Genomic DNA, 14895 nt, shown 5'->3' on the forward strand with positions numbered 1-14895 from the left:
TATGTCGGAATTATCATTGCTAGCGTTAATTGGTGTGCTGTCTATTAGCTGCCAGTGGTTGGCGTGGCGTATAAAGCTGCCAGCTATATTGCCGCTGCTTATCTGCGGTTTGGTGCTTGGGCCAACGTTGGGGTTACTGAACCCCGATGCGTTATTCGATGATTTGTTGTTTCCTTTTGTGTCCTTAGCCGTTGCTGTCATTCTGTTTGAAGGCAGTCTAACGCTAAAGTTTGAGGAAATAAGAGGGCACGGCCGAATGGTGACCAACCTGGTCAGCGTTGGCATGTTAGTGACCTTTTTGGTTATTGCCGTTCTTACCCACTTTATAATGGGGTACGGCTGGGAAATATCCGCGTTGTTTGGGGCGTTGGTTGTGGTGACAGGGCCTACTGTTATTCAACCAATGATACGTTCCATTCGCCCTATTAATAAGCTTGCGAACATTCTCCGCTGGGAAGGCATTATTATTGACCCGTTGGGCGCATTGCTCGCAGTTCTGGTTTATGAATTCATTATTGCCAGTCAGGACGTTGCGTTTTTACATGCACTGCAAGCGTTTGCCACAACGGTAGCTATTGGCTTTGCTTTAGGTTGGGGGGCCGCGCGTTTACTTGGGCTGGCTTTAGGTCGTGGCTGGTTTCCGCATTACTTACAAAACGTGGCAACATTAACCGTTGTGCTTGGTGTGTTTGCGCTATCCAATGCCATTCAGCTCGAATCGGGTCTGCTGACTGTGACGGTTATGGGTATGGTCATGGCGAACACGCGCAACCTGAATATGGAAGAAATACTGGAGTTCAAAGAAACACTGAGTGTACTCCTTATTTCTGCGCTCTTTATTATTCTGGCTGCTCGTCTCGACTTTGCTGAATTCGATGCTCTGGGTATGCCTGCGGTCATTCTTATCGCAATTATCTTGTTCGCCGTGCGTCCGTTAGCGGTTTGGCTGTCTGCTATAGGCACAGAGCTTAGGTTTAAAGATAAAGTCTTACTGTCCTGGATTGCCCCTCGGGGTATTGTTGCAGCGGCTGTTTCAGCGTTATTCGCATTAAAAATGGAAGAGTCCGGTTGGGAAGAGGCTGCGGCCATCGTACCGTTGGTTTTTGTGGTTATTATGACAACGGTGGTTCTGCAGAGTTTAACGGCTAAACCGCTTGCGAGAATGTTAGGGCTTCTGGAGCCGGCGGCAAAAGGCTTTTTGATCTTCGGGGCTAACCAAATGGCGCGGGCCGTGGGTAAAGCCTTGCAGGAAAGTGGCGTGAATGTGCGCCTTGCTGATACCAACTGGGAAAATATTAAGCTGGCGCGTATGGATAACCTGCCGGTATATTTCGGGAACCCAGCCTCTGAGCATGCGTCCAATAATATCGATTTAACAGGCCTTGGCCGCTTGCTGGTGATGTCGCCCTATAAACAGTTAAACCCGCTAGTTTCGATGTATTATCAGGACTGGTTTGGTTCCAGAAAAGTGCATGGTCTAAATGGCGGTGAGCAGGACTATCGGGCAAGTCACCAGCTGACGGAAAGCTACCGTAAGACCCTGAACTTATTCGGTGAAAGTGTGACTTACTCGAAGTTAGCGAGCCTTCACTTTCAGGGGGCTAAAATTAAGTCGACACCTATTACTGACAGCTTCAGCTTTGCGGATTACCAGCAAAAATACGGCACACGAGCGCTACCAATGTTTGCAATTGATGAAGCAGAGAAGTTGCATATATTCACGACTGAGCGTGAGTTAATACCGCAACCAGGCTGGACGGTTATAGCGATGATTTCGACGGAAAGCGATGAGTCAGAAAGTGAGAAACCTAACGCCAACTGAGCCTGATATTTTAGGCTGCCCCCGATGCGACTTAATTAGCCGCATCGGGGCTGTTGAAATAGGTCAGAAAGCTGAGTGCCCAAGGTGTGGCTACAGGCTGCTTGGCAAATCAGAGTACCGGGCAGACAAGTTACTGGCTTATTCTGTTACCGCTGTTGTCTTACTTATTTTTGCGTTAACTCTAGACTTTATTCAATACGATAGCTCTGGACTGACTCAGTCAATGACGCTTCTGGATGCCGCCTGGCAACTATCGTACTTTCATGAAAAGTTATTGGCTGTCATTGTTTTGCTTACCGTTATTTTGTATCCCTTACTGTATTTGTTCAGTCTTATCGCTGTGTTTGTCGCCATAAAAGCAAGAGCGTCAGCCTTGGCGCGTTATTTCTTGCGATTAAGTTCGCACGTTAAACCCTGGCTTATGGTCGATGTGTTTTTGTTGGGGACGCTAATTTCGCTGATAAAAATTTCTGGGCTTGCTAATGTTCAATTAAAGTTGGGCTTTTGGCTGTTTTGCGGGTTTGTTGCGTTTTTATTGGTGACCTATTACTTAGTGAATACGATGAACTTATGGTCGGTCGTTGGGAAGCAAACAAAAACGCTCAACAATGCAAAAGCTGGAATCACCGCACACGAACAAGGTTATAAGGTGTGTGAAGTGTGTCACCGATTAGTGTCTTTTGGCGTGTCAGATTGTCCGTGTTGCGGGGACGATATTGACCGACACTGGTGGCGCTCTCCACAGGCAACGTTGGCATTAATTGTCGCAGCTACGCTTTTACTGATTCCTGCTCATTGGTTACCGATAATGGAAACAGTACGTTTTGGTGCCGCCCAGCCATCGACCATTATTGGGGGCGTTATCGAGCTATGGCAGTCCGGCGATGCACCTATTGCTGCTATTGTATTTATTGCCAGTTTAGTTATTCCTGTTGCTAAGATACTCGCTTTGTTGGGATTGATGGCGTTGGCACGTTGGCAAACGCCGCAAGCAGTCAATCATAGGTTGGTTCTGTATAAAGTTACTGACTGGATTGGCCGTTGGTCGATGATAGATATTTTTGTTGTGGCTATTTTGGTTGCGTTAGTAAGAAGCGGTACCGTAATGTCGGTTTACCCGGGCGCTGCAGCTATCGCCTTTGGCGCTGCTGTAGTATTGACCATGTTAGCGGCAATGAGCTTTGATACTCGTTTATTTTGGCGTGAGGCAGAGAAATGACAGAACCCGATGTCGCGAAAGTCAGCCGTTTAAAAGTACTGTCGCCGGTATGGATAGTGCCTATCGTCGCATTTCTTGTTGCGGGCTGGATGGTTTGGCAGGACACAAGTGGCGCTGGCCCGACAATTACCATATCGGTGTCAGATGCAGAGGGTATAGAGCCGGGAAAAACACGGATAAAAGTGCGTAATGTCGATGTTGGGCAGGTCACAGGAGTACGCTTGTCTGACGACTTTAAAGAAGCGGTGATTGAAGTGTCAATGAATGAGGACACTGATCGCATGCTGAATAGCGACACTGAAGTATGGGTTGTGAAACCCAGAATTGGGCGTCGTGGCGTGAGCGGCCTGGGTACCTTGCTGTCAGGTGCTTATATTCAATTACAGCCGGGTGATGGTGGCGATTTTCAATCGCATTTCACGGCGCTCGAAAATCCGCCGGTGACACCTCAGGAAACGCCCGGCAAGCGACTCACGCTAGTAAGTGACGGTCAAAGTCAGGTGTCTGTCGGAGACTCCGTTCAGTACCAGGGCTTCACGGTTGGCCAAGTTGAGCAAACGGAGTTTTTGGTGGATAAGCGTGAGAGCCGCTATCAAGTTTTTGTGAAAGCCCCTTATGATGAATTACTGACAGAAAATACGCGTTTCTGGTTACAACGTGGCGTATCGGTTCAGTGGAACTCTCAGGGCATTGATCTTGCCCTTGGCTCAATAGACTCTTTGCTCGGTGCTGCTATTACTTTTGGAGTGCCGGAAGGCCAGCCGCGGGGCGATACGCTGCAACAGTCAACAAGCTTTGAGCTATTTAATAGTTTAGAAGAAGCTAAGCAACAAGGCTTTATTCATGGCATTGACTATGTGGTGTTGCTTGACGAGTCCATAGCAGGACTTGAGAAAGGAGCTCCTGTGCAGTTTAAAGGTGTGCGTGTCGGCACGGTTAGAGAGGTTCCGTTGCGCTGGTTCCCGGATGAGGACGACGAGGCACCTCTAAAACGCATTCCTATTCTAATTCGTTTTGAACCCGAGCGATTACGGGGGTTAGTGGCTGACACCAACATTAATAGTTGGGGAAAACGTTTACCGGAGCTTTTTGAGCAGGGGCTGCGAGCTAATATACGGGCGTCAAACTTGCTGACAAATACACTGTTTGTCGATGTCAGTTTCTACTCTGATGCAGAGCCGGTTGAGGGTGACCAGAAGTTCGCCGGCTACCCGGTTATGCCGGCGATGGCTAGTGATTTCACACGCCTGGAGGAAAAGCTAACGCAGCTGATGGATAAGTTTAATAAACTGCCGCTAGAGAATAGTTTGTCGGACTTCTCTCAAGCGATGCAGTCGGTTGATGATACGGCTAACACGTTAAATGGCATATCAAAATCGCTGGCGCAAGTGCTTGAGCAACCAGAGATAAACCAGCTTCCAAAATTACTGAAGCAAAACTTACAACAGCTGCAAGAATTAACCGGTAGCTTAAGTGATGATTCGCCGACGCGCCGGCAGTTAAACCAGACCTTAAATGAAGTTGAAAAGCTCTCAAGAGATTTACAGCCAGTTATTGAGCAGCTTCAGCAGCAACCTAACTCACTGATTTTTAGCCCATCAGTGACACCAGACCCGGAGCCAAAAGCCTATGAAAATTAAAAACGTATTAGCCGGCTCGGTAAGCTTAGCGGCATTGTTTTTAGCGGGCTGTTCTAGCCAAAGTTACAATATTACGCAGTATCGTTTACCGCATTTAAGCCAGTCGGTTGACGCCATTTGTCCCGCATCGCAGCGAAGCATTGTCGTAGGTGAAGCGGCGTCTAAAATGGGAATACAAATTCAGCAGGATGAAACGCGTTGGCATACGGCAAAACAGCACCGCTGGAGCACGCCTTTGTCGAACCAGTTACAACGCAGCATTCAGCGGCTAATGCTGAACGATGACTGCACTGGACTCTTAACTGTCACCATTGAAGATTTTTATGGGAGTTATAATTCGCATGCGGTCATTGCCGGTCATTGGCAATACGAGATGGAGAACAGCGCCAATACAGTCAGTGGTGCATTTACTGAAAAAGTGCCATTAAAAGCCGACGGTTACGCTGCTTTAGTCAATGCGTTAGATGAAGCCTGGTTGCACAGTATGGACACTATTAGCTTGTCTGTTAACTCGATGAGTGGCGATTAAAACCGCCACTCCCAGCTGAGTTGAACGCCAACGTCTTGATCAATCACAGGTGAGTCAAGGTATTGAACCGATAACCTGACTAAACTGTCCCAAACTGGCTGTGTACGACGAATTAAAGCGCGCGATGTGCTGTCGGCTCCGTCGTTATTGCTGCGACTGACTAACACGGTCCAGGCGGAACCATCATTTGAAAACTGACGATAACTAAAGGACGCAGTTTGAGTCCCTTTGGGAAAAGGTGAGCCTGGGTTCCGCTGGTGACTTAAAAAGTACTGCCTTCCTGCGTTGTTCGTCGAATAAAAGTCATGCTCATTGCCGCCGTCTAACTGACTGTATTCAACCGTAACGCTATGACGGACGCTGTCAGAGCCCATCATCCACTGGCCACCAAGGGTGTAAGCCGGCTTATCATCACTTTCTAGTTGCTTGTCGATACCAATTTCAGCATAAGCGGAAAATTGGTGTTTGCCCCAGTTAAAGCCGGTTCTGGCGTCGGCAGTCAGCATTCGGTTACTGATAGTATCTTCTCGCTGTTCTATGGCGCTAATGCCGAACCAAAGCTTACTTAGAAACTGGCTGGAAAAGCGAATGCCGTGAACTTGATAATGTTGGCTGTAGCCGTCGTCCTGGTAACCGCTAAATAAACTGATTTTGAACGGAGCCATGCCTGCTGGAGGATAGTCAGGCGCATAGTCAACGCGAACTTTTGGAATAGGTCGTGCATTATTAGAAAATAGCAGGCTACTGTGCTCGGCCGGCCCCCAACGTAGTGGTAATGCATCGACACTAAAACTCCAGTCATTCAGGTTGTAGGCAAGATAGCTACCGTCTAATGTCTTTTTATGGTCACCTTCGAAAGGATCCTGTCGATAATTTACTTGTACACGCGCTGCCCAGCGCTCACCATGCATGGTTCGGCTTAGGCTTATTTTGCCTTCTTCGTAGATGTCGTCGCCGTAGTCTAAAACCGCATTTTCAGAGTCGGTCGCCGCGATATACCAACGTGTTTTAGGACCACTTTGCGCTTGTGACAAACTGTGTCGAACGTGCTGAAGCGCTAACTTTTGAGTATTTGAGAGTTCACTTGGGTCTAGAGCATCGAGTTGAGGTAAAATGCTTTTCCAGGCTACCGGGTACTGCTGAATAGGTGTTTCTATTAAACCTGACTCGGCAAGAACAATAAGGCTATTACGTAACTCGACATCGCTCGCTTCAATCCAGACAGAAGCGTAAGAGGGTGACGCAGCGGCGACGCACAAGGCTGCCGCTAAATATGTGTGTTTAATGAAGCGCATTCACAGATAATTTCGTTATTAGAATTGCATTATATAGTGCCAGACTTTTTAACACGAAGACAACGGTTTGTTGGTGTGAATACGTTATAATACGCTCGCAAATAAGAGAGGGCTGAAGAATGAAAAACTGGGTATTCGCATTAGTTGCCTTGTTAGCGCTAGTTGGTTGTGAGCAGCAAACAACAAACACCTTAAAAGAGAGTGAAATTATGTCGCTGGACCAGCAGTTGCTGCCAAACAGCGAGTGGCAACTAAGCCGTTCTGTTATTGAATTGAGTTTCTGTCGTGACAGGGTCAACGAGGACCTTCTCGCGTCTGAGAGTGAGTTAAGAGGTTGGCGTGGTTCCGGTGAACCTACTGCGTTTCCGCCTTATCGTGATGAGGGGCTTGAGAAGCTTGCAGAACTGCTTTCTGACCAACAAAGGTTGCTGTGGCAAAAAGAAGGGAATATCAGCGCTCAGCGTTACCATGTGGCTATGCCTGCAAACGTATCAAAAGGCGAACTGGAAGACGCTGTGTTTCCCCTGGTGGCGTTTCTGTCGTCATCGGAACAAGTGTGTCACGTTGCGGTGGATGATTCGTACTGAACAAAGAACAAAGCAGCAAACTTTATTTGCCGATTTTTCGTAGAGTTAGGGTAATGAATAGAAAAAACTCCTGCGAATGAACAGGAGTCTACTAGACTAAATACTATGGCATTGAGTGCAGGAGATAACGTCATGTCAGTAAGCTTAAAAATTGAAAATAAACTTCGCGACGCATTCGCGCCGGTGCACCTTGAAGTGCAGGATGAGAGCCATATGCACTCAGGCGGACCTAATGCCGAGTCGCACTTTAAAGTTGTTTTGGTAACGCCTAAATTTAGTGGTGAGAGACTGATTAACCGGCATCGGGCAGTCAATAAAATTTTAGCCGATGAGCTAATGAATGATATTCATGCGCTGGCGCTACATACCTACACTGAAGGCGAGTGGGAACAGGTTTCCGGAACAGCACCACGTTCACCGAATTGTATGGGCGGCTCGAAAGTCGCGGCGCATTAAAGAAAAATTAAGCATGTCTGATGTGTTCCTGCGCTTTCATTGGTTACAATGGGGGAAATAATCCGGAAAAAGGGAACATATCGACATGGTTATTAAGCCTAAAATCAGAGGGTTTATTTGTACAAACGCACATCCGGTCGGTTGCGCCGAAAACGTTAAACGTCAAATAAGTTACGTCAAGCAGCAACCTCCTATCGAAAATGCACCGAAAAACGTTCTTGTTATTGGATGCTCTACCGGTTACGGCTTAGCTTCACGTATTACCGCCGCCTTTGGTGGACAAGCGCATACACTGGGCGTTTGCTTTGAGAAAGAGCCAACAGAAAAGAAAACAGCCACTGCAGGCTGGTACAATACCGCTGCGTTTCACCAGGAAGCGGAAAGCGAAGGTCTTAAATTCCACTCAATAAATGGCGATGCATTTTCTGATGAAATAAAACAGGAAAGTATCGACTACATCAAAAATAACATGGGCAAAATTGACCTTGTTGTTTATAGCTTAGCGTCACCTAAGCGCAAAGACCCTGAAAGCGGCGAGCTTTATAGCTCTGTGCTTAAGCCAATTGGTAAGCAATACACGACGAAGACCTACAATACCGATAAAGATCAGGTGCACGAAGTGACACTTGACCCTGCGACTGATGACGACATTGCAAACACGGTTAAAGTCATGGGCGGTGAAGATTGGGAGCGTTGGATTAAAGCGCTGCACGATGCCGACCTTCTGGCGAATGACTGTCAGACAACGGCTTATACGTATATCGGTAAGAAACTGACCTGGCCTATTTATGGTCATGCAACCATTGGTCGGGCAAAAGAAGATCTCGACAGAGCCTCATCTGCGCTAGATGACACTTATAAAGATGTTAATCTGAAAGCTTATGTGTCTTCACTAAAAGCCTTGGTAACACAAGCCAGCTCCGCTATTCCTGTGATGCCGCTTTATATTTCGCTGATTTACGGCGTAATGAAAGAGGAAGGAACGCACGAAGGTTGTATTGAGCAAATTTATCGCCTGTTTACTGAAGGGCTTTATGCTGAAACCCCAGAGCTTGACGATGCAGGGCGCCTGCACATGGACGGCTATGAAACCAATGATAAAACACAAGCTAAAGTTGAAGCGCTTTGGGACAAAGTCACCCAAGAGAATTTCCACGATTTAGCGGACTATGAAGGTTACCACAACGACTTTTTGAAACTGTTTGGCTTTGGTTTTGACAACGTCGACTACGATGCTGATGTAAATCCAAAAGTAAACTGGTAAGCGTTGTAGGAAAAATGCTAAAATTCCGACGATAAGTGTGGAAAACGTTTCGAGTTACCGGCAAAAATACCCCTAGCCGGGGAAAGTTATGCCGGTAACTTTTTGATTTTTCAGGTTTCAGTCTTTTATGACTGGTTGTGATGAATCTTCCCTTAACGAGTAGTGCAAACGCATATGATTACGATCAAAAAAGGGCTGGACATCCCTATTAAAGGGGCGCCCCAGCAAAAGTTATCCGACGGTAAGGCCGTAACAACGGTTGCTACCTTAGGTGAAGAATACGTGGGTATGCGCCCAACCATGCACGTGAAAGTCGATGACCGCGTTAAAAAAGGTCAATTGATTTTCGAGGATAAGAAAAACCCTGGTGTCAAATACACAGCTCCCGGAGCTGGTGTTGTTAAAGACATTCTGCGTGGTGAGCGTCGTGTTTTACAAGCGGTAGTTATTGAGCTGGATGGTGAAGAGCAAGTCACCTTCGATAAGTTCGATAGCGATAAACTGACCTCGCTAGGTCGTGAAAAAGTGCAGGAAATATTGGTTGAGTCAGGCCAATGGCCGGCACTTCGCACTCGTCCTTACAGTAAAGCTCCTGCTCTGGATGCAGAAGCAACCGCTATTTTCGTCAATGCGATGGATACAAATCCATTAGCTGGCGACCCAACGGCTTTCATTAGTGAAAACAAGCAAGCCTTTATCGATGGTTTGAAAGTATTATCGAACCTGACTGAAGGTAAACTGTTTGTCGCTAAAGCGGGCGACGCTGAAGTTGATACTGGTGATGCAGAGGTCACTTTGGAGTCTTTCCAGGGGCCGCACCCGGCAGGGTTAGTCGGTACTCACATTCACTTCCTGCAGCCTGCTAGCTTGCAGCGTCCGGTTTGGCACATTGGCTATCAGGACGTTATTGCTTACGGCAAGTTGTTCACGACCGGTGAAATCTTTACTGACCGCATGGTGGCTTTAGGCGGTGAAGGCGTTAAAGAGCCTCGCTTATTGCGTACTCGCATGGGGGCTAACTTGCACCAGTTGACAGACGGCGAGTTAGCGGGTGACAACCAGCGTATTATTTCTGGTTCTGTCTTACACGGACACACAGCCGATGATGCTCATGCGTGGTTAGGTCGTTTCCATAACCAAGTAAGCGTGATTCCAGAAGGCGATCACAAAGAGTTTCTTGGTTGGCTGCGCCCGGGCTCAGACTTGCACTCAGTTACCCGAGCTTATGCGGGGCATTTTAATCCGAAGAAATTATTCAGCATGACAACCTCGACAAATGGTTCGTCACGTTCAATGGTGCCTATTGGTAACTATGAACGCGTCATGCCTTTGGATATTTTGCCAACCTTATTACTGCGCGACTTACTGTCTGGCGATACAGACGAAGGTCAACAACTGGGCTGCTTAGAGTTAGATGAAGAAGATCTGGCACTGTGCACCTATGTTTGCCCCGGTAAATACGAGTATGGACCGGTGTTGCGTGATTGTCTCACTAAGATTGAGAAAGAAGGCTAACCATGAGCTTGAAAGATACTCTTGAACGTATTGAACCGCAGTTTGAGAAAGGCGGTAAATACGAGAAGTGGTATGCGCTTTACGAAGCGGTAGCCACAGTTTTATACACGCCGGGTACTGTGACTAAGTCGAGTACGCACGTGCGTGATCGCATCGACCTGAAGCGCATCATGATTTTGGTGTGGATGATGACATTCCCGGCAATGTTTTGGGGAATGTATAACGTCGGTAACCAGGCAGCTATAGCATTAGCTGACGGTTATGCGTTATCAGACGCATGGCAAGTGGGCTTATTCCAGTTACTCGGTGGTGATCTTGGAGCCGACGCTGGCTGGCTTACTAAAATGTGGTATGGCGCCTGCTGGTATCTACCCATTTATGCGGTAACCTTTATTGTCGGCGGTTTCTGGGAAGTTCTGTTTGCGACCGTTCGCAAGCACGAAGTTAATGAAGGCTTCTTCGTTACTTCGGTTCTGTTCTCACTGATTTTGCCAGCAACAACACCGCTTTGGCAGGTTGCTCTGGGTATCACCTTTGGTGTCGTTATTGGTAAGGAAATCTTTGGTGGTACAGGCCGTAACTTCCTGAACCCAGCATTAACCGGTCGCGCATTCTTATACTTTGCGTATCCAGCAAGTATGTCAGGTGACTCTATCTGGACAGCGGTAGACAGTTTCTCAGGTGCAACCAACTTAGGTGCGGCTGCGCTTGGCAACCTGAACTACGCTGATACTGAACTCTGGTGGAATGCCTTCTTAGGTAACATTCAGGGCTCAGTCGGTGAAGTCTCAACACTGATGATTCTTATCGGTGGTCTGGCATTAATTTACTTCCGCATTGCATCATGGCGTATTGTTTCCGGTGTCTTTGTGGGAATGGTGCTGTTCTCAGGCTTGCTTAACCTTATTGGTAGCGACTCAAATCCAATGTTCGCAATGCCTTGGTACTGGCACTTAGTATTAGGTGGCTTTGCCTTTGCAATGATGTTTATGGCAACTGACCCGGTGTCAGCGTCATTTACGAACAAAGGTAAGTTCGCATACGGTCTGTTAATTGGCTTCATGACGGTGATGATTCGTGTCATTAACCCGGCATTCCCGGAAGGTATTATGCTGGCTATCTTGTTCGCGAACGTTTTTGCACCGCTGTTTGACTACTTTGTAGCACAGGCAAACATTAAACGGAGGTTAGCACGCAATGTCTAATAAGAACGAAAGCTTAGGCAAAACGATAGGTGTCGTGCTGGCGCTGTGTTTGGTGTGCTCTATTTTAGTAGCAGGATCAGCCGTGGCACTAAAACCAATGCAAGAGAAGAATGCGGCGCTGGCAATGCAACGTAACATTCTAAATGCAGCGGGTATTTTGGAGTCAGGGATGGATATTCCTGCGGTGTATGACGAGCGTATTAACGCATTGGTTGTCAGTCTTAAAGACTATCAAGTCATGCAAGATAAAGACCCAAAAGAGTTTGATAACCGCAAGGCTGCTAACGACCCTGAAACCAGCACAAAGCTTGATAAAAGTGAAGATATCGCTGGTTTGGGCACCATGGAAAACATGACCGAAGTTTATTTGGTTATGAACGAAGCAGGTGAGCGCAACGGTGCGGTACTGCATATCCGTGGCCAGGGGTTATGGGGCACTATGTACGGCTTAATCTCTTTAGAAGATGATATGAGCACCGTACGTGGCGTTCACTTCTATGAACACTCAGAGACACCGGGCTTAGGTGGCGAAATCACTAATCCTAGCTGGGTTAAAACCTGGGAAGGCAAAGAGCTTTACGGTGACGATGGAAAAGTGAAGTTTGATTTGGTTAAAGGTGGTGCTTCAGGTGAGCACGAAGTTGATGCGCTTTCTGGCGCTACTTTAACCAGCAATGGCGTAGATGCACTTATCGATTTTTGGATGAGCGACAAAGCTTACGGCCCATTGCTTGATAAACTTCGCAAAGGGGAGCTGACAAATGGCTAGTGCAAAAGAAATGAAGTCCGTATTGTTCGGGCCAATCTTCGCGAATAACCCCATTGCGTTGCAAATACTGGGTATTTGCTCTGCATTGGCGGTGACGTCAAAAATGAGCAACACCTTGGTTATGTGTATCGCACTAACTGCGGTTGTTGCTGCATCTAACTTCTTTATCTCGATTATCCGTAATCACATTCCTTCGAGTGTGCGGATTATCGTACAAATGACCATCATTGCGAGCTTGGTTATTGTGGTTGACCAAGTGTTGAGAGCTTATGCTTATGAAATTTCTCGTGAGCTGTCGGTATTCGTGGGTCTTATTATCACCAACTGTATCGTCATGGGGCGTGCTGAAGCGTATGCGATGAAGAGCACTCCATTCATGTCGTTACTGGATGGTATCGGTAATGGTCTAGGTTACTCGGTTGTGCTGTTGGTGGTTGGTTTCATACGAGAGCTGTTCGGCTCAGGTAGCTTGTTCGATGTACAAATTCTGCCACTAGCATCAGAAGGCGGTTGGTACGAACCAGTCGGTTTGTTGCTAATGCCACCAAGTGCGTTCTTCATTATTGGCGGATTCATTTGGGTACTTCGTACTTTCCGTACAGAACAAGTCGAACCTAAGGAGTAAGGGCCATGGAACAGTATATTAACTTGTTTATTCGAGCGATTTTTATCGAAAACCTGGCACTGTCTTTCTTCTTAGGAATGTGTACGTTTCTTGCGGTTTCTAAGAAAGTTAAAACGGCCTTTGGTCTGGGTGTTGCGGTTATCGTCGTACTGGGTATTTCGGTGCCGGTTAATAACTTGGTTTATCACAACATACTGGCGCCAGGCGCATTAGATTGGGCGGGTTTCCCTGATGCTGATCTAAGCTTCCTGCGTTTCTTAACCTTTATCGGTGTTATTGCGGCACTGGTTCAAATTCTGGAAATGACTTTGGACAAATACGTGCCTGCACTTTATAACGCGTTGGGTATTTTCCTACCGCTAATTACCGTTAACTGTGCCATCTTCGGTGGTGTTTCGTTCATGGTTGAACGTGACTACAACTTTGGTGAGTCAGTGGTTTACGGTATTGGTAGTGGCGTTGGCTGGTGTTTAGCTATCGTAGCTCTTGCAGCTGTACGTGAAAAACTAAAATACGCCGATGTACCTGATGGTTTGCGTGGATTAGGCGCAACTTTCATGTCAGTAGGTTTGATTGGTTTAGGCTTTATGTCGTTCTCCGGCGTATCTCTTTAATCCAGTGTGTTGAATCAGTAAACGTTAAAGGTACGAATCGATGGATATTACTCTGATAGCGCTCGGTGTAGGGATGTTTACCATCATCGTACTGATTTTGGTGGCGATAATTATGTTCGCTAAATCAAAGTTAGTACCGCAGGGCGATGTAGAAATCCTGATTAACGAAGACGAAGAGAAGAAGATTGTGACCCAGCCGGGCACCAAGTTATTGGGCGCATTGGCAAACGCGGGTATCTTCGTATCTTCTGCTTGTGGTGGCGGTGGTTCATGTGGACAGTGCCGTGTCACCATTAAAGAAGGTGGCGGGGATATTCTGCCAACCGAGCTTGATCACATTACTAAACGCGAAGCACGCGAAGGTGTTCGCTTGTCATGTCAGGTTAACGTCAAGCAGGACATGAAAATTGAACTGCCGGAAGAAATCTTTGGTATCAAAAAGTGGGATTGTACTGTTAAGTCGAACGACAACGTAGCAACCTTCATCAAAGAGTTTGTTGTACAGTTGCCGGAAGGTGAAGAAGTACCATTCCGTGCCGGTGGTTACATTCAGATTGAAGCCCCACCGCATCACGTTAAGTACAAAGACTTCGATATTGCACCAGAATATCGCGGTGACTGGGAACGCTTTGGATTCTTAGATGTTGAGTCTAAAGTTGATGAAGAAGTTGTTCGCGCATACTCAATGGCAAACTATCCTGAAGAAAAAGGCATCATTATGCTGAACGTTCGTTGTGCGACACCGCCACCGAACGACTTGAGCTTGCCAGCAGGTAAAATGTCTTCGTATATCTTCAGCCTTAAGCCAGGTGATGAAGTTACTATTTCTGGTCCATTTGGTGAGTTCTTCGCTAAAGAGACAGATGCAGAAATGGTCTTCATTGGTGGTGGTGCAGGTATGGCGCCAATGCGCTCGCACATTTTTGACCAGTTACGTCGCTTAAATACAGATCGTAAAATTACGTTCTGGTATGGCGCTCGTTCACTGCGTGAAATGTTCTATGTTGAAGACTTCGACATGCTGCAAGAAGAGAATGACAACTTCGAATGGCATGTTGCCTTGTCAGACCCGCAACCAGAAGATAACTGGGATGGCGACACAGGGTTTATTCATAACGTGTTATTTGAACGTTACCTGAAGGACCATGAAGCGCCTGAAGATTGTGAGTTCTATATGTGTGGACCTCCAGTCATGAACGCAGCTTGCATCAATATGTTGAAAGACCTTGGGGTCGAAGACGAAAACATCATGTTAGATGACTTTGGTGGTTAATTGGTGATGCTGTCGAAATTATCGATTGTAAAACTATGGCTAGCTCTTTTAGGGCTAGCCTTTTTAGTCTCTTGCTCCGATG

Annotated in this window: 14 protein-coding genes; 13 read left to right on the forward strand and 1 reads right to left on the reverse strand. The window is 46.9% G+C overall.

The genetic code is table 11. The features are described 5' to 3' along the window. The first annotated feature begins 1 nt into the window (after position 1). From B3850_RS08485 to B3850_RS08500, 4 genes are read left to right on the forward strand one after another with little or no spacing between them, the layout of a single operon-like run. Positions 2-1822 (forward strand): cation:proton antiporter, encoded by a 1821-nt coding sequence (locus tag B3850_RS08485; RefSeq protein WP_286875490.1) that lies wholly within the window; start codon positions 2-4, stop codon positions 1820-1822. Then, the gene (locus B3850_RS08490) at positions 1788-3041 is read left to right on the forward strand and encodes a paraquat-inducible protein A (RefSeq protein WP_286875488.1); all 1254 of its coding nucleotides are present in this window, start codon (positions 1788-1790) and stop codon (positions 3039-3041) included. Before B3850_RS08485 ends, B3850_RS08490 begins: the two co-directional genes overlap by 35 nt. Next, positions 3038-4681, forward strand: a complete 1644-nt coding sequence (gene pqiB, locus B3850_RS08495) for an intermembrane transport protein PqiB (RefSeq protein WP_058579465.1) — start codon at positions 3038-3040, stop codon at positions 4679-4681. Before B3850_RS08490 ends, pqiB begins: the two co-directional genes overlap by 4 nt. Further along, positions 4671-5210, forward strand: coding sequence for a PqiC family protein (locus B3850_RS08500; RefSeq protein ID WP_053952891.1), 540 nt, complete (start codon positions 4671-4673; stop codon positions 5208-5210). The genes pqiB and B3850_RS08500 overlap by 11 nt, the downstream gene beginning before the upstream one ends. On the opposite strand, the gene B3850_RS08505 is transcribed toward B3850_RS08500, so the two are convergent. Next, complete coding sequence (locus tag B3850_RS08505; protein ID WP_286875483.1) at positions 5207-6505, reverse strand: capsule assembly Wzi family protein; 1299 nt, start codon at positions 6503-6505, stop codon at positions 5207-5209. The two genes, B3850_RS08500 and B3850_RS08505, sit on opposite strands and share 4 nt — an antisense overlap. A gap of 119 nt (positions 6506-6624) precedes the next feature. Here B3850_RS08505 and B3850_RS08510 point away from each other — a divergent pair, with 119 nt between their 5' ends. The 9 genes from B3850_RS08510 to nqrF all read left to right on the forward strand — a co-directional run bounded on the left by B3850_RS08510 (position 6625) and on the right by nqrF (position 14813). Beyond that, positions 6625-7092, forward strand: coding sequence for a hypothetical protein (locus tag B3850_RS08510; protein ID WP_053952889.1), 468 nt, complete (start codon positions 6625-6627; stop codon positions 7090-7092). 132 nt (positions 7093-7224) lie between these two features. After that, positions 7225-7548 (forward strand): BolA family protein, encoded by a 324-nt coding sequence (locus B3850_RS08515; protein WP_053952888.1) that lies wholly within the window; start codon positions 7225-7227, stop codon positions 7546-7548. A gap of 85 nt (positions 7549-7633) precedes the next feature. Beyond that, positions 7634-8812: an enoyl-ACP reductase FabV gene (gene fabV, locus B3850_RS08520; protein WP_053952887.1), complete on the forward strand. Its 1179-nt coding sequence runs from the start codon at positions 7634-7636 to the stop codon at positions 8810-8812. Positions 8813-8986: 174 nt separating this feature from the next. After that, on the forward strand, positions 8987-10327 hold the full coding sequence (locus B3850_RS08525) for a Na(+)-translocating NADH-quinone reductase subunit A (protein ID WP_053952886.1): 1341 nt from the start codon (positions 8987-8989) through the stop codon (positions 10325-10327). Between the two features lie 2 nt (positions 10328-10329). Further along, positions 10330-11532 (forward strand): NADH:ubiquinone reductase (Na(+)-transporting) subunit B, encoded by a 1203-nt coding sequence (locus tag B3850_RS08530; protein WP_286875478.1) that lies wholly within the window; start codon positions 10330-10332, stop codon positions 11530-11532. Next, positions 11525-12301, forward strand: a complete 777-nt coding sequence (locus B3850_RS08535) for a Na(+)-translocating NADH-quinone reductase subunit C (RefSeq protein WP_129496153.1) — start codon at positions 11525-11527, stop codon at positions 12299-12301. The genes B3850_RS08530 and B3850_RS08535 overlap by 8 nt, the downstream gene beginning before the upstream one ends. After that, on the forward strand, positions 12294-12926 hold the full coding sequence (locus B3850_RS08540; RefSeq protein WP_053952883.1) for an NADH:ubiquinone reductase (Na(+)-transporting) subunit D: 633 nt from the start codon (positions 12294-12296) through the stop codon (positions 12924-12926). The genes B3850_RS08535 and B3850_RS08540 overlap by 8 nt, the downstream gene beginning before the upstream one ends. A gap of 5 nt (positions 12927-12931) precedes the next feature. Next, entirely contained in the window at positions 12932-13540 is a 609-nt protein-coding gene (gene nqrE / locus B3850_RS08545) for an NADH:ubiquinone reductase (Na(+)-transporting) subunit E (protein ID WP_133539030.1), read from the forward strand. A 40-nt stretch (positions 13541-13580) separates the two neighbouring features. Next, positions 13581-14813, forward strand: coding sequence for an NADH:ubiquinone reductase (Na(+)-transporting) subunit F (gene nqrF, locus B3850_RS08550; RefSeq protein ID WP_414654251.1), 1233 nt, complete (start codon positions 13581-13583; stop codon positions 14811-14813). The last annotated feature ends 82 nt before the right edge of the window (positions 14814-14895 follow it).

It is taken from the genome of Idiomarina sp. UBA4520, from assembly GCF_002388365.1.
Classification (GTDB): Bacteria; Pseudomonadota; Gammaproteobacteria; order Enterobacterales; family Alteromonadaceae; genus Idiomarina; species Idiomarina zobellii.

What these genes read in the sequence shown, in the direction of transcription:
- B3850_RS08515 (WP_053952888.1), top strand. Translation starts at nt 7,225, where the DNA reads ATGTCAGTAAGCTTAAAAATTGAAAATAAACTTCGCGACGCATTCGCG.
- B3850_RS08510 (WP_053952889.1), top strand. Translation starts at nt 6,625, where the DNA reads ATGAAAAACTGGGTATTCGCATTAGTTGCCTTGTTAGCGCTAGTTGGT.
- B3850_RS08530 (WP_286875478.1), top strand. Translation starts at nt 10,330, where the DNA reads ATGAGCTTGAAAGATACTCTTGAACGTATTGAACCGCAGTTTGAGAAA.
- nqrE (WP_133539030.1), top strand. Translation starts at nt 12,932, where the DNA reads ATGGAACAGTATATTAACTTGTTTATTCGAGCGATTTTTATCGAAAAC.
- B3850_RS08490 (WP_286875488.1), top strand. Translation starts at nt 1,788, where the DNA reads ATGAGTCAGAAAGTGAGAAACCTAACGCCAACTGAGCCTGATATTTTA.
- B3850_RS08540 (WP_053952883.1), top strand. Translation starts at nt 12,294, where the DNA reads ATGGCTAGTGCAAAAGAAATGAAGTCCGTATTGTTCGGGCCAATCTTC.
- B3850_RS08525 (WP_053952886.1), top strand. Translation starts at nt 8,987, where the DNA reads ATGATTACGATCAAAAAAGGGCTGGACATCCCTATTAAAGGGGCGCCC.
- B3850_RS08535 (WP_129496153.1), top strand. Translation starts at nt 11,525, where the DNA reads ATGTCTAATAAGAACGAAAGCTTAGGCAAAACGATAGGTGTCGTGCTG.
- B3850_RS08505 (WP_286875483.1), bottom strand. Translation starts at nt 6,505, where the DNA reads ATGCGCTTCATTAAACACACATATTTAGCGGCAGCCTTGTGCGTCGCC.
- pqiB (WP_058579465.1), top strand. Translation starts at nt 3,038, where the DNA reads ATGACAGAACCCGATGTCGCGAAAGTCAGCCGTTTAAAAGTACTGTCG.
- fabV (WP_053952887.1), top strand. Translation starts at nt 7,634, where the DNA reads ATGGTTATTAAGCCTAAAATCAGAGGGTTTATTTGTACAAACGCACAT.
- B3850_RS08485 (WP_286875490.1), top strand. Translation starts at nt 2, where the DNA reads ATGTCGGAATTATCATTGCTAGCGTTAATTGGTGTGCTGTCTATTAGC.
- B3850_RS08500 (WP_053952891.1), top strand. Translation starts at nt 4,671, where the DNA reads ATGAAAATTAAAAACGTATTAGCCGGCTCGGTAAGCTTAGCGGCATTG.
- nqrF (WP_414654251.1), top strand. Translation starts at nt 13,581, where the DNA reads ATGGATATTACTCTGATAGCGCTCGGTGTAGGGATGTTTACCATCATC.